14 protein-coding genes and 1 pseudogene are annotated in these 13,372 nt (G+C 56.7%); 14 read left to right on the forward strand and 1 reads right to left on the reverse strand.

Annotation, left to right across the window (positions count from 1 at the left end; genetic code table 11):
* Positions 1-84 precede the first annotated feature (84 nt).
* From ABC336_RS27535 to ABC336_RS27590, 12 genes and pseudogenes are all read left to right on the forward strand, one after another.
* The gene (locus ABC336_RS27535; RefSeq protein ID WP_413241710.1) at positions 85-582 is read left to right on the forward strand and encodes a YpuI family protein; all 498 of its coding nucleotides are present in this window, start codon (positions 85-87) and stop codon (positions 580-582) included.
* Between the two features lie 93 nt (positions 583-675).
* Positions 676-888, forward strand: coding sequence for a DUF1540 domain-containing protein (locus tag ABC336_RS27540; protein WP_413241711.1), 213 nt, complete (start codon positions 676-678; stop codon positions 886-888).
* 5 nt (positions 889-893) lie between these two features.
* Positions 894-1,274, forward strand: a complete 381-nt coding sequence (locus ABC336_RS27545; protein ID WP_413241712.1) for a DUF4190 domain-containing protein — start codon at positions 894-896, stop codon at positions 1,272-1,274.
* Between the two features lie 180 nt (positions 1,275-1,454).
* The gene (locus tag ABC336_RS27550) at positions 1,455-2,177 is read left to right on the forward strand and encodes a lytic transglycosylase domain-containing protein (RefSeq protein ID WP_413241713.1); all 723 of its coding nucleotides are present in this window, start codon (positions 1,455-1,457) and stop codon (positions 2,175-2,177) included.
* Positions 2,178-2,295: 118 nt separating this feature from the next.
* The gene (locus ABC336_RS27555; RefSeq protein ID WP_413241714.1) at positions 2,296-3,441 is read left to right on the forward strand and encodes a cysteine desulfurase family protein; all 1,146 of its coding nucleotides are present in this window, start codon (positions 2,296-2,298) and stop codon (positions 3,439-3,441) included.
* Positions 3,441-4,664, forward strand: a complete 1,224-nt coding sequence (gene thiI / locus ABC336_RS27560; RefSeq protein ID WP_413242623.1) for a tRNA uracil 4-sulfurtransferase ThiI — start codon at positions 3,441-3,443, stop codon at positions 4,662-4,664. The genes ABC336_RS27555 and thiI overlap by 1 nt, the downstream gene beginning before the upstream one ends.
* 60 nt (positions 4,665-4,724) lie before the next feature.
* Positions 4,725-5,387 (forward strand): TerC family protein, encoded by a 663-nt coding sequence (locus ABC336_RS27565; RefSeq protein WP_413241715.1) that lies wholly within the window; start codon positions 4,725-4,727, stop codon positions 5,385-5,387.
* Between the two features lie 153 nt (positions 5,388-5,540).
* Positions 5,541-6,038: a hypothetical protein gene (locus ABC336_RS27570; RefSeq protein ID WP_413241716.1), complete on the forward strand. Its 498-nt coding sequence runs from the start codon at positions 5,541-5,543 to the stop codon at positions 6,036-6,038.
* A gap of 22 nt (positions 6,039-6,060) precedes the next feature.
* A pseudogene (gene typA / locus ABC336_RS27575) lies at positions 6,061-7,901 on the forward strand (translational GTPase TypA).
* Between the two features lie 17 nt (positions 7,902-7,918).
* Complete coding sequence (locus ABC336_RS27580) at positions 7,919-8,257, forward strand: YlaH-like family protein (protein WP_413241717.1); 339 nt, start codon at positions 7,919-7,921, stop codon at positions 8,255-8,257.
* Between the two features lie 4 nt (positions 8,258-8,261).
* Entirely contained in the window at positions 8,262-9,305 is a 1,044-nt protein-coding gene (locus tag ABC336_RS27585; protein WP_413241718.1) for an LCP family protein, read from the forward strand.
* Positions 9,306-9,384: 79 nt separating this feature from the next.
* Positions 9,385-9,837 carry a pyridoxamine 5'-phosphate oxidase family protein gene (locus ABC336_RS27590; RefSeq protein ID WP_413241719.1) on the forward strand — a complete coding sequence of 151 codons (453 nt, stop codon included), beginning with the start codon at positions 9,385-9,387 and terminating at the stop codon, positions 9,835-9,837.
* 50 nt (positions 9,838-9,887) lie between these two features.
* Here the strand turns inward: ABC336_RS27590 and ABC336_RS27595 are convergent, their stop codons facing one another.
* Complete coding sequence (locus ABC336_RS27595; RefSeq protein WP_413241720.1) at positions 9,888-10,451, reverse strand: YhcN/YlaJ family sporulation lipoprotein; 564 nt, start codon at positions 10,449-10,451, stop codon at positions 9,888-9,890.
* A 137-nt stretch (positions 10,452-10,588) separates the two neighbouring features.
* Here ABC336_RS27595 and ABC336_RS27600 point away from each other — a divergent pair, with 137 nt between their 5' ends.
* A complete protein-coding gene (locus tag ABC336_RS27600) occupies positions 10,589-11,923 on the forward strand; it encodes a PhoH family protein (RefSeq protein ID WP_413241721.1) in 1,335 nt (444 codons plus the stop codon).
* 156 nt (positions 11,924-12,079) lie between these two features.
* Positions 12,080-13,369: an ABC transporter substrate-binding protein gene (locus tag ABC336_RS27605; protein WP_413241722.1), complete on the forward strand. Its 1,290-nt coding sequence runs from the start codon at positions 12,080-12,082 to the stop codon at positions 13,367-13,369.
* Positions 13,370-13,372: the final 3 nt, after the last annotated feature.

The following is a 13,372-nucleotide window of genomic DNA, read 5'->3' on the forward strand; positions in this document are numbered from 1 at the left end:
ACCACTTCCCAGCAATTTGTGGTACCATGTTGTTGGATGAAAAATAGGTTTCATGGTGGAAAGATGAAAGGGGACAATCAACTAATGCCAGCCTCAAACGTAAAACAATTAAGCGAATCCACACACGAAAAATTGAAATTGGCCATCAGCCAGCTGGAACAATTCTTAAACCAATATGCTGTGCCTCAGCTAAGCGAGTTGGACAGTGAGGACCAAACAGCTTTCTATAAAGGGTTGTTGTCGGATCTCCGCCATCTGCTCGTTTTCTCCGAAGTGGCCTACGAGAAGCTGGGCGCGCTTCTGAGACGTCCCAACTTCGATACGGATGCCGCGGAGCGGACGCTGTACGAGGTCTATCATCAATGCGTCAACGCGTACTTTTATCCGAAAAATGAAGGCTACTCCGAAGATGGCCGCTACGCGTACACGGGGCGCGACGCGATTCGTTTCCTGTTCAAGCCGGTGGAGCCTGCTCGCGATATCGTCCTGACCCATTCCAAGATTTTCGAAGAGCTCCGCGACGACCTTGGCTATTACGAAACCGATTATATGACGCATGTCCGGATGCAGCGTCAGAAATAGTATGATGACAGCGGCGCTCTAACCTTTTACAGCCACTATTTATCAGCATAACACCCCCACTGATCGGGCAACTTGTTAGTGGGGGTGATTATTATGCCAGAAGGCGTAAAGTGCAGTGTGTCCAATTGTACGTTCTGGGCGCAGGGCAACAACTGCCATGCTGACCAAATCATGATCGACATCGACAAGCATGCCCACCAGCGTCTGGACACTGAGTTCGCCCACGGCGAGCTGGGTGCCCGTCATAAAGATCAGGCCGAGGATGCGTCCGTCACTTGCTGCCATACCTTCAAGCCAAAGGAGTGAGCAGCATGAGACGATCTCAGGATAAAGACGGCTGGGCCAAGGATGTGCTGCCCAAAAAGCGGCAGCGCCCCAAAGCTTTGCAAGAGCAGCAGGAAACCGAAGTTTCCGCCGAGCTTGGCGCGAACGTGCCTGTACGAGCGAGCCATGACGAGACCGAGCGAGCAGATGCTGCAGCCGGCCGCGTCATCGGTTGGATTGCTCTGGTGTTTGCCATTGCGTCGTGGTTTATGTGGCCAGTATTGATGGGAGCTACCTCTGCGCTGCTAGGCTGGTTTGCGTACCGGCAGGGCAGCAAGACACTGGGTACTTGGGCCATCGTTATCGGACTCGTTGCGTTGGCTGCTTATCTTGCTTTGCTTCCTCTGTATTATTACACTTTATCATGATGACGAAGGCTGCTTGGGCGCTGTTGAGCCCAAGCAGCCTTTGCTCTGCCCGTCTGAGGGATCGTCGCAGCTTGTGGTGCGATATCGGGCAGGGAGTTGCTGGAATTGGGACTAGCCCGCGGAGGACAAAACGTGTACAATGAGAGCAGATGAAGTGAACCTGTTTGGAGGCAAGAGACAATGGCTATGGAAATCGATCCGCGTACGATGAAGACGATCCTGCAGCTGCAATGGTCGCAGCCGGTTGGTCTGGATGGGCAAGGCTCAGACCCTGTCGATTCGCTGTTTGATACGATGCTCGAACAACTGATGAACAGCGAAGCGGCGGCCGGCGCTCCTTCGTCATACCGTCCGGCCACCCTGGACGGGTACCTGGCTGCACCGCCGGACAGCTATACTGGCAGTCTGCCGGGTCTGCTCCCGGTCCATCCGGGCCTTGCAGAAGCATTGACGATCTCGGAGTCACCGTCCGCCCCGCATCCGGCGGGCGACACGCCTTATGAATCGTTGATAAGCGAAGCGGCGGCCAAGTACGGTGTGGATCCTTCCTTGGTCAAGGCGGTCATCCAGACGGAGTCCGGTTTCCGTCCCGATGCCGTTTCTTCCGCAGGGGCCAAGGGACTGATGCAGCTGATGGATGGAACGGCACGCGGTTTGGGCGTCACAGATTCCTTGGATCCAAGGCAGAACATCGATGGCGGCACCCGCTACCTGGCTTATCTGCTGGGTAAGTACGACGGCCATCTGCAGGTTGCGTTGGCGGCTTACAATGCGGGACCCGGACGTGTCGACAGGTTGGGGATCCGTACCGATTCGGATTTGCAGGCGAAGCAGCAGACCTTGCCGCATGAGACACAGCGATATGTGGGCAAAGTAGCTGAGGCATTGCGTATGTTCAACTGACGGCACAAGCGCACGCAGTTGACGCAGATGAATTCAAGGATCACGACTACGCCCCCGGCAAGTCACTGGACGGGGCGCAGATCAGTGGTCCTTTTACTATGAGAGAAGAGGTGGCGGTATGCTTTACTTTGATCACAGCGCGTCGGCACCGCCCCGCGAGGACGTCGTGCGTACGATGATGGAGGTGATGACCAGGCATTTTGCCAATCCGGCATCGCTTCACCGCGCAGGTGTTGAAGCGGATCGCCTGCTCACCCGGTCTCGCGAAGTGCTGGGTGCCGTGTTCGGCGTAAGTCCCTCCGAGTGGATCTTTACATCAGGCGGCACGGAGAGTAATAATCTGGCCATCTTCGGCGCTGCGAGAGCAAAGCAGCGCCAGGGCAAGCATCTGATCACGAACACAACTGAGCATGCCAGCGTGTATGAGACGTTTCGTCAACTGGAGAGGGAAGGCTTCGAGGTGACCTGGCTGTCAGTCGACCGCCAAGGCCGCATAGATCCCCAGCAGCTCGCCCGTGCGATCCGGGAGGATACGACGCTGGTCAGTATGATGCATGTCAATAACGAGACAGGTGCGATCCAGCCCATCCCGGAATCAGCTGCTGTACTGGCAGCCCATCCCCGCATACTCTTCCATGTCGACGCCGTTCAGAGTGTAGGCAAGCTGCCCGTCATGCTGCGGCCTTGGCGGATCGATCTGCTCAGTATATCCGCACACAAGCTCGGTGGACCCAAAGGAACGGGAATGCTATATGTCAGAGGAGGCGTGCAGCTGCAGCCGCTCCTCTATGGAGGCGGTCAGGAAGGAGGCAGCCGGGCAGGGACTTCCAATGTTCCCGGTATCGTCGCATCGACGAAGGCCGTTCGATTGGCGGTCGAGAGCCAGCCGCAGCGGTTCGAGCGCATGAAGGCGCTCGGTGAGCGGCTCCGGATGCGGCTTGCGGGTACAGCTGGCGTCTTCTTGACCGAAGTCGAGGCTGCCCCTCATATTATACATCTCTGCTGTCCCGGCCTGAAGCCGGAGGTGCTCGTCCACATGCTCGAGGAGGAGGGGATCTTCATCTCTACCCAGTCTGCCTGTTCCTCGAAGTCCGGGCAGCCAAGCCGGGTGCTGCAGGCGATGGGAATGGAACGCTCGGCTGCCGAGAGCGGTCTTCGAATCAGTCTCGGCGACGAGCATAAGGAGACGGATATCGACAAGCTTGCGAAATGTCTGGCAGGCGCGGTCTCGCGTCTGCAGCGACTTGAGAAAGGAAGAGGATGATGGCCGGCTACGATAGATTGATCTTGCGGTTCGGTGAGTATACGATCAAGGGCAAAAACCGGAACCGCTTCGAGAAACGCATGACAGAGCATGTCCGAAATGCCCTTGCGTCATATCCCGAGCTTGAGATCCAGCGCGCCTATGGCAGGATCTATGTTCATTTGCACGGGCAGCCGCATGCTGCGGTGATCGAGCGGGTCCGTGACATCTTTGGCATTGTCTCCATCAGTCCGGCACGCGCAGTGCCGCCTGAGCTTGCACAAATCCAAGAAGCTTCGCTGGAGATCATCCGGGGTTATGATGACAAGGAACGTACATTCAAGGCTGCTGTAAGGCGGGCTTGGAAGGGGTTCCCGCATCCTTCGCAAGAGATGAATCATCTGATCGGCGGCCATGTGCTGGGTCATAATCCGCAGCTCAAGGTGGATGTCCACAATCCCGATATCGAGCTGCGTGTGGAAGTGCAGCAGGAATGTGCTTTAATCTATAGCGAAATCATACGGACAGCAGGCGGCTTTCCATATGGCACTAATGGCAAGGCTATGCTGCTGCTCTCGGGCGGGATCGACTCGCCGGTGGCGGGCTGGCATGCGATGCGGCGCGGTCTGGAACTCGAAGCGGTACATTTTTATAGCTATCCTTTTACGAGCGAGCAAGCCCGGGACAAGGTCATCGCGCTCACTGGCCGATTGTCCCGGTTCGCGGGCGGACGTCTGAAGCTACATCTGGTGCCGTTCACCGAGCTTCAGACCGCATTCGCTGGGATGCGGCAGGACCCGCTGGTCATCACCCTGATGCGCCGGGCGATGCTGAGAATTACCGAGCGTCTGGCGGAACAGCAGGGAGCGCTGGCGATCGTCACTGGCGATAGTCTCGGTCAGGTGGCCAGTCAGACATTGGGCAGTATGAATGTCATCGGCCGTGCAGCCAGCCTGCCTTTGTTGCGTCCGCTGGTGATGATGGATAAACAGGAGATTGTAGAGAAGGCAGAGCAGATCGGTACTTATCCGATCTCCATCCTGCCTTATGAAGACTGCTGTACGCTGTTTGTTCCGAAGTCGCCGAGCACCAACCCCAATCTGCGTGTGGTGGAGAAGGTCGAGAGTTTCGTAGACGGTTACGAGCATATGCTGGGAGAGGCCGTAGCCGCAACGGAATGTATGGTGCTGGAGCCGGATCAGGCGGCAGCGCTCGCTGATCCGGCCGAAGAAGACTGGTTCTGAGAAGACCCTGCATATCGTCCCTCACACCTTCATACATAATAGGTGAGGGGGACGAGTCCAATGGAGAGCCTGATGATCTTCTTGCAAATTATGTTTATCAATCTGCTGCTAAGCGGTGACAATGCCCTGGTGATCGCCATGGCGAGCCAGCATCTGCCGCCGCTGGAACGCAGACGCGCCGTCCTGTGGGGCACGGCCTGCGCGATAGGTCTGCGCTGTATCCTTACTATAGTAGCGATCAGTCTGCTGCATATCCCGTATCTGCAGGCAGCCGGCGCCGTCCTGCTGTTCATCATAGCCGTGCAGCTGCTGCTGGGGGCAGGGGACGAGGGACACGAGAGAGAACGTAAAGGCCGCGTCTCGACGACGCTGGCCGCAGCCGTCTGGACGATCGTCGCCGCAGACTTCGTGATGAGTCTCGATAATGTGCTGGCAATCGCGGCGATTGCCGATGGTCAGATCCTGCTCATCCTGCTGGGCATCGGACTCAGCATCCCGATCATCATCTGGGGTAGCCAGTTGCTCACGCGAGCGCTCCGCAGACTGCCTTCCCTGATCTATCTTGGCGCGGGTCTGCTGGGTTATGCGGCGGGCAAGATGCTGGTACACGATCCCGGTCTGGACAGATTGCTGTTCCATGGATCGGAGACAGCCATGCAGGCGATCCCGCTCATTGCGATCCCGTTCGTCATCTCACTTGCGCTGGTATGGCGCCGTTTATAGAGTCGCCTAGTGTTCCGCGCATTGTAGGGATATTTTATGGCTATTTTGCGTTCGCACTGGTTTTTTCCTTTCACTTCAATTACACTAAAGGTAAAAGCGTGTCGTCTTTCGTCATGGGATACGGTTGGCGGTGCAAGAAACGGGGGAAACCGGATGTCCAAAAATCAATATACCGTCGGCGTGCTGATGCTGATTGCCGGCGTTATTATTTTGCTTGGAAAACTTGGTATATTCAGTTTTATCGGGACCATTTTCTGGCCGCTGTTTCTGCTCATTCCCGGCATACTGCTGCACGTCTTGTATTTCGGACGGATACTGCCGGCAGCCATCCTCATACCGGGTGGCATCATGACGGTTTATTCGCTCGTCTTCCTGTACTGCACGCTGTTCGGCTGGGAGTATCTGCAGTATATTTGGCCGTTTTTTATTGTTGGCATTGCAGTCGGCCTGTACGAATATCACCTGTTTGAAGTGCCGCGCCCGCGCGGTCCGATGATTGCCGCTCTCGTGCTGGCCATCGTCGCCGCCTGCTGCTTTACCGCGATTATGCTGTGGAGCTGGGGGATTTATCTTCTGGCTGCTCTTCTGATCCTCGGAGGCGCATGGCTGGTCTTCGGACGGCAGCTGCTCGGCAAACGCACCAAATTTTAGAATCAGAAGGGATCAAAACAACATGCATTCAAGAGAACATCTGCGCAATATCGCGATCATTGCCCACGTAGACCACGGCAAGACCACCCTGGTGGATAAGCTGCTCCAACAATCCGGAACCTTCCGGGAACATGAGCAGGTCCAGGAGCGGGCGATGGATTCCAACGATTTGGAGCGCGAGCGCGGAATTACGATTCTGGCCAAGAACACGGCCATCAACTACAAGGAATATCTGATCAACATCGTTGACACGCCCGGTCATGCCGACTTTGGCGGCGAGGTCGAGCGGATTATAAGATGGTCGACGGCGTACTGCTCGTCGTAGACGCCTTCGAAGGCTGCATGCCGCAGACCAAATTTGTCTTGCGCAAAGCGCTCGAGCAGAATCTGACGCCGATCGTCGTCCTGAACAAGATCGATCGTCCGAATGCCCGGCCTTCCGAAGTGGTAGACGAGGTACTGGATCTGTTCATCGAGCTCGGAGCCAACGATGAGCAGCTGGATTTTCCCGTCGTCTACGCTTCGGCGCTGATGGGTACTTCCAGCAATGATCCGGACAAGCAGGATGAGAACATGCAGGCGCTCTATGATATGATCGTCGAGCATATCCCGTCGCCTAAGGAAAATGTCGAGGAGCCGCTGCAGTTCCTCGTTACCCTGATGGATTATAACGAATATCTTGGCCGTATTGCCGTCGGCCGCGTCAACCGCGGAGTGATCAAGCAAGGTCAAGTCGTCACCGTCATCAACCGCGAGGGCGGTCTCAAGCAAGCCCGCATCGAGAAGCTTTTCGGCTTCCAGGGGCTCAAGCGGATCGAGGTTCCCGAGGCCGGCGCCGGCGATATCGTCGCCATCGCCGGGATCAAGGATATCAATATCGGCGAGACGATCGCCGATCCATCCAATCCGGAGGCGCTGCCGGTACTCACGATCGATGAACCGACGCTGCAGATGACCTTCCTGGTCAACAACAGCCCGTTTGCCGGCCGCGAGGGCAAGTGGATCACCTCCCGCAAGCTGCGGGAGCGTCTGATGAAGGAGATCGAGACGGACGTAGCGCTGCGCGTACATGAGACGGACAGTCCCGATGCGTTCATCGTGGCGGGTCGCGGCGAGCTGCATCTGGGCATCCTGATCGAGAATATGCGCCGCGAAGGCTTCGAATTGCAAGTATCCAAGCCGGAAGTCATCACACGGGAGATCGACGGTGTCCGGATGGAGCCGTACGAAAGACTGTTGATCGATGTGCCCGAAGACAGCACAGGCTCTGTTATGGAAAGCCTGGGCGCCCGCAAAGCGGAGATGGTCAATATGGTCAACAACGGTTCCGGCCAGGTTCGCCTAGAGTTTATCATTCCTGCACGCGGCCTGATTGGCTACCGGACGTATTTCCTGACGCTGACGAGAGGCTACGGCATCATGAATCATGCCTTCGACAGTTATGGCCCGCTGGCGGGCACCGGTGTAGGCGGCCGTCGTCAGGGCGTGCTGGTCGCCAGTGAGAATGGCACGACCACCTTCTACGGCATGCTGTCCGTCGAAGACCGCGGCATTCTCTTCCTCGAATCCGGCACCGAGGTATATGAGGGCATGATCGTCGGCGAGCACAACCGGGACAATGACATCATTGTCAACTTGTGCAAGGAAAAGCAGCTGACCAACGTCCGTTCCGCAACGAAGGACGATACGGTCAAGATGAAAACGCCGAGATTGTTCTCGCTGGAGCAAGCGCTCGAGTATCTCAATGACGACGAATATTGCGAAGTCACGCCCAAATCGATCCGCCTGCGGAAGAAGCTCCTTAATAAAAACGAGCGTGAGCGTGCGGAGAAACATCGCAAAATGTCGCAATCCGGCGTCTAGGCAAGGAGGAAATCACGATGCAGGAGTGGCTAAGCACCCATCCGCTCGTCTCTTATCTGCTAATATTGGGATGTACGATTTATATATTCAACAAGGTGTTTCGCGTGCAGAAACGTATGCCGATCATCAAGGAAATCCTAGTCCATCTGTTAATGGCCTTCGGTGCGCTCGTCCTGTTGGTGCTGCAGATCGACAAGCTGCCGATTATCCAATGCATGGGTGTAGCGGTACTGATGATGATGCTGCTGCGCGCCCGTCAATTCTACGACAAGTGGAAAGGGCGCTCAGACACGGAGGACGGCTCGGCCGCCTCCGGACAGACGAAACCGACCCCGAATCCAACGGATAACAGGTGAGACCATGAGTACCTATACTAGAGACCAGAGATCAGCCGGTCTGGCGCCGCGCAGGCGCCGGACCCCGGCCAAGCCGCCCAAGAAGAAGGCCCGCTGGGGCATCCGGATCATGGTGGCGCTGCTGGTCCTGATGCTGGCTGCGGCCGGTTATCTGACCTGGCTGGTCGTCCAGACCAAGGGCGCGCTGCAGGCCATCGGAGACGAGACCGTCACCGAGGTCGCTCCCGAGGAATCCGTCTCGGTCAAGTCGACGACGATCCTGCTGCTCGGTCTGGATGCCAGAGCGCAGGGGGGCGGGCTCAATACCGACGTCATCAAAGTCGTCGCGCTCAACCCGAACAGCAAGACATCCACGATCGTCTCGATCCCTCGTGATACGAAGATTGAGCTGGATGGATACAGGAGCCACAAAGCCAATGCTTACTATGCCATCTTCTACAATCAGGCCCGCAGCGAAAAAGGCATGGATGCCGATGAGGCTCGTGCTGAAGCACGGCGCGAGACGAAGCTGTTGTTCAGCCGCTACTTTGACGTGCCGATCGACTACACGGTCGTTGCCAACTTCGACGGCTTCACCGATGTCGTCAATGCGCTGGGCGGTATCGACGTCGACGTCGATATGGATATGCGCTATGTCGATAATGCGGATGGTACGAATATCGATCTGAAGGCAGGCATGCAGCGCCTGGACGGCAAGGAGGCGCTTGACTATGTCAGGTATCGGCAGTCCAACCGGGGCACCAAGCAATCCAATGACGTAGAACGCAATGCGCGCCAGACCCAGGTGATCGGAGCGATCGCGGATCGTCTTATCTCTTTCAGCGGCGTCACCAAGCTGGGAAGCGTGATCGAAGCGGTGGGAGATAATATCAAGTCCGATATGCACTGGAAAGAGATCGAGAACCTCGGCACAACCTATTTTAGGATGAGCGGCAGCGGGATTGAATCCCTCGCCTTAGAGGGAACATGGCGATCCCCGTACGTGCATGTGGACCAGGCTTCTCTGGAATCCGTGAGCGCCGCGCTCAAGGCAAAATTGGCGGAATGACGGTTGGAGATCAAACGGGCTTATGCTATAATAAATCCATTACCGCAAGTTACCATGGACAGAGCGGGGAGGCCAACGGATGTCCAAAACGATCATAGGCTTGAACGATGAACTATTCGCACAATTGCAGCAGCAATCCTTCGTTCTGCTTCATACGACAGATGCCGAGCTGGGTACCCCGACTTCCAGCGCGATCTCATGGATCTATGCCATCGACAGGCACAAGCTTCGCTTTGCGATCGACGCCAAGTCCAAGCTGTCGGCCAACCTGGCTGCGCATCCTGAGGTATGTGTGTCCGTGTTTGCGGCAGGATCGGTATATGCCGTGCATGGACGTGTCGTTCCCGTGGCGGATCTGCTCGAAGGCGTCCCTTTTGAAGTGGCATGCTTCGACATCGAGGTCGTATCGGTGCGCGACGCTATGTATGCCGGTTCGAGGCTGTCTGCCGGTCCGGAGTGCGAGAAGACTTACGATAAGCGTGCCGCCGACAAGCTCGACGGACAAGTGTTTGATGCGATGAGAAAAGCCTAGTGGCCCTGCCACTAGGCTTTTGCTGATCTTGGGGGCAGTTGCGGCTGACCTTAGCGTGCCCCCGGTTGTGCAGGTTCCTCGGGATTCATGCCGGAATCTGTCTCCTCCATGTCGTCTCGCGGGATGACATCCATCGGGAGCTGCGGGATGATCCGACCGACGATGTCGGCCAGCTCCTCTATGAAGCCCTCGACAGGTCTGCCGGCGCGGATATCTTCGCCCATTTCGCGCAGCCGCTCTGTCAGATCCATATCGGCCGTCACGATCGCATTCGCGCCATCGGGATCCTTGCGCAACGCCTCGGCGACCGAATATTTGACTGTGCCGACGCGGGAGCGCTCGAGTGTACTGTCGACATTGATGCCGACAATCGCTGTATTGCCGAGGACGACGCAATGCGCCGACTGGACGCCGGGGACATGGGCAGCCAGCGATTCCAGATGCTGGGTAAGACTCACAGGCTGATAGGACCCGTCCGATTCGGGCATACTCTGCTGTACATGGGGCTGCTGATTATTCTCAGGAGAGGGTGATGTTTCATTTTGATTTGCCGTGCCGCATCCCGCGGCCAAGATCAGGATCAGGATGGGCAATAACAGGAGCAACTGTCTCATCTCGCACTCAACCTTTCTGCAAAGCATGTGTTGTCTATTCCCATGCCTAGTCTGTCCGCAACGTATGGAAGCTATGTACGTTAATGGGATATGGCGCTAGCCGCCCGCTCAACTACCTACGCCAGGAGGGTAACACAATGAAAAAAATATTTGTCCTCGATACCAACGTGCTTCTGCATGATCCCCAAGCGATCTATGCATTTGAAGAAAATGAAGTGGTCATCCCGGCAGTCGTGCTCGAAGAGATCGACTCCAAGAAGCGGCTTGCCGACGAGCTCGGGCGCAACGCCAGGCTGGTCTCCCGGCTCTTGGACAGCTTGCGGGAGCAAGGACATCTTCACGAAGGTATCCTGTTGGAGAGGGGGGGCTTGCTGAAAGTCGAGTTGAATCATCGGAGCTTTGCGCGGGTGCAAGAGATGTTCGGCGGCGAGATGTCCAATGATAACCGGATCCTGGCGGTAGCGCTGAATTATGCGCTCGAGGAGAAGGAGAAGGAGACGCCGAAGCAAGTCGTTATCGTAAGCAAGGATGTGCTGGTGCGGATCAAAGCGGACGTCCTCGGTCTGGAAGCCCAGGACTATCTGTCCGATCAGACGGTTGAAGCATCGGATATCTATAGCGGCAATCTGACAATCTATGTCCATCCGGCTGTCATCGATGAGTTCTATACTTACCGGTTTCTGCAGGTGAAGAGCTTGCCGCTCAAGACAAGGCTGCATCCCAATGAATTTGTCATCCTCCGGGATGAGATGGGCACCTCCAAATCCGCACTGCTCAAAGTGTCGCAGGATGGCGCCAGGCTGGAGCCGTTATTCCTGAGCAATGATCCCGTCTGGGGCATCACGGCACGCAACGCCCAGCAGCGGATGGCGCTGGAGCTGCTCCTCAGCGACGACATCCCGCTCGTCACGCTCAGCGGCAAGGCCGGCACAGGCAAGACGCTGCTCGCGCTGGCTGCAGGTCTCCTCAAAGTCGAAGACGAGCACAAATATAAAAAGCTGTTGATCGCAAGACCCGTGGTGCCGATGGGCAAGGATATCGGGTATCTGCCGGGTGAAAAGGACGAAAAGCTGAGACCGTGGATGCAGCCGATCTATGACAATCTGGAATTCCTGTTCGACACCAAAAAAGCCGGAGATATCGATAAGATCCTCATGGGGCTTGGGAGCATCCAGGTCGAGGCGCTCACTTACATTAGAGGCCGCTCGATTCCCGGGCAATTCATCATTATCGACGAAGCCCAGAACCTCTCCAAGCATGAGGTCAAGACGATCGTCTCGCGCGTTGGAGAGGGGAGCAAGATCATCCTCATGGGGGATCCGGAGCAGATCGATCACCCGTATCTCGACGCGGTCAGCAATGGCCTGACGTATATTATGGAACGGTTCAAGCAGGAGGGACTAAGCGGGCATATCACATTGGAGAAAGGCGAGCGTTCAAAGCTGGCGCAGTTGGCGACCGACTTGCTCTAGGTGGAACGAACGATGAAATAAGCCGGAGCGTCGTCAAGATGCTCCGGACGATCAATTCCAGCCTTTAAGTTGAAGACAAAAGCGCGCTTTCTTGATAAGATAGTTAATTATAGAGTCAAACCGCCATAAAGCAAAACATGTGAAGGGAGTCTCTCGATGTCCCGCCGAAGATATACAATGCTGTTGCTCGGTCTGGTGCTGCTGGTTGTGCTGCTCATGCCACTGATCATGCTGCCGGGTTCGCTGAGCCAAGATGCTGAAGGCAAAGAATGGTTATGGGCGCCTCACCCCAGTCAGGAGGAAGAGCCGAGTTATAGACAGCTCGATGTAACCGTTTCCATGACTGAGGAAGAGGTGAAGGCCTTGCAGGTATTGAGCGATCGGTTTGCTGCCCAGCATCCGGGAACGGAAGTTCAGATTCGCAATCTGCCATACATAGATAGCTACGAGCAGCTCAGAAGTGAGGCCGCTATGAGAGAGCTGACGGACATCATCTTGCTGGAGAGCGGCTGGGTGCAGGAGTTCGCAGCCCGCGGGTATCTCGATCCGCTCGACGATCTGTTCACGGCTGAATCCCTGGCGGATCATCTGGCACCGCTGCTGCAGCAAGTAAAATGGAACGGATACATCTGGGGCATGCCGCTGGACGGCAATCCGTATATCACGGTATGGAGCAGGGCTTTGCTCGAGGAAGCCGGACGGCTGGAGCCTCCTGCGGACTGGGCGGAGTTAGTCTTGCTGACGGACGAGCTCAGACAATACGAGAGGCAAGGAAGCGATCCGCTCGCGTGGGTAGCGGCAGATAATGCGGGGTTGGCGTGGATCTCTTGGCTGGCAGCTCTGCAAGCGGGTGCAGCAGCCGACAATCTCCAAGAACAGCTGATCCTTCCAGAAGAGGTATGGCAGTTTCTGAGCCTCGCTATGGCGGATAACCGAATCCGGCTGTCCCCTACCTCTGAAGCCGGGCCGCTGGCAACTGAGCTGATCCAAGGGGAGCTGCTATCGTCCGTTATGCCGTGGACCGTCTATCTTGAAGCTGCGCAGCAAGGATCGGGAGAGCAACTGCTGCTGGCGATGGATGGCGACCGCCTGCTGATGCCGGGTGGACGCAGCTACGTCGTCGCCGATACAGCGCGGGACAAAGAGCTGGCCCACGCCTGGATCGCAGCTGTCGCTTCGCCTGAGGCTCAGCGGGAAGCGTGGCAGCGCCAAGGCAGCCTGCCTGCAAGAAGCTCGCTCTACAGCATTGTTCATGCAGACTCGACGGTCAAGCTTCCTGAGTGGCTCTACGAGGCGCTGGCCGGTCAACCGTTGTGGCCACCGGACCCGCATCTGCAGAGCCATCTCTCGGGCTATGAGGCGCTCTCGCTTGCCTGGGCGGGCGGAGCCTACACAGGGGATGAATATCGCGAGAGCTGGGAGAAGCGCCTGCTGAACTTCGACTGACCG

It is taken from the genome of Paenibacillus jepli (assembly GCF_047238105.1).
Lineage (GTDB): Bacteria > Bacillota > Bacilli > Paenibacillales > Paenibacillaceae > Paenibacillus_D.

What these genes read in the sequence shown, in the direction of transcription:
- ABC336_RS27535 (WP_413241710.1), top strand. Translation starts at nt 85, where the DNA reads ATGCCAGCCTCAAACGTAAAACAATTAAGCGAATCCACACACGAAAAA.
- ABC336_RS27540 (WP_413241711.1), top strand. Translation starts at nt 676, where the DNA reads ATGCCAGAAGGCGTAAAGTGCAGTGTGTCCAATTGTACGTTCTGGGCG.
- ABC336_RS27545 (WP_413241712.1), top strand. Translation starts at nt 894, where the DNA reads ATGAGACGATCTCAGGATAAAGACGGCTGGGCCAAGGATGTGCTGCCC.
- ABC336_RS27550 (WP_413241713.1), top strand. Translation starts at nt 1,455, where the DNA reads ATGGCTATGGAAATCGATCCGCGTACGATGAAGACGATCCTGCAGCTG.
- ABC336_RS27555 (WP_413241714.1), top strand. Translation starts at nt 2,296, where the DNA reads ATGCTTTACTTTGATCACAGCGCGTCGGCACCGCCCCGCGAGGACGTC.
- thiI (WP_413242623.1), top strand. Translation starts at nt 3,441, where the DNA reads ATGGCCGGCTACGATAGATTGATCTTGCGGTTCGGTGAGTATACGATC.
- ABC336_RS27565 (WP_413241715.1), top strand. Translation starts at nt 4,725, where the DNA reads ATGGAGAGCCTGATGATCTTCTTGCAAATTATGTTTATCAATCTGCTG.
- ABC336_RS27570 (WP_413241716.1), top strand. Translation starts at nt 5,541, where the DNA reads ATGTCCAAAAATCAATATACCGTCGGCGTGCTGATGCTGATTGCCGGC.
- ABC336_RS27580 (WP_413241717.1), top strand. Translation starts at nt 7,919, where the DNA reads ATGCAGGAGTGGCTAAGCACCCATCCGCTCGTCTCTTATCTGCTAATA.
- ABC336_RS27585 (WP_413241718.1), top strand. Translation starts at nt 8,262, where the DNA reads ATGAGTACCTATACTAGAGACCAGAGATCAGCCGGTCTGGCGCCGCGC.
- ABC336_RS27590 (WP_413241719.1), top strand. Translation starts at nt 9,385, where the DNA reads ATGTCCAAAACGATCATAGGCTTGAACGATGAACTATTCGCACAATTG.
- ABC336_RS27595 (WP_413241720.1), bottom strand. Translation starts at nt 10,451, where the DNA reads ATGAGACAGTTGCTCCTGTTATTGCCCATCCTGATCCTGATCTTGGCC.
- ABC336_RS27600 (WP_413241721.1), top strand. Translation starts at nt 10,589, where the DNA reads ATGAAAAAAATATTTGTCCTCGATACCAACGTGCTTCTGCATGATCCC.
- ABC336_RS27605 (WP_413241722.1), top strand. Translation starts at nt 12,080, where the DNA reads ATGTCCCGCCGAAGATATACAATGCTGTTGCTCGGTCTGGTGCTGCTG.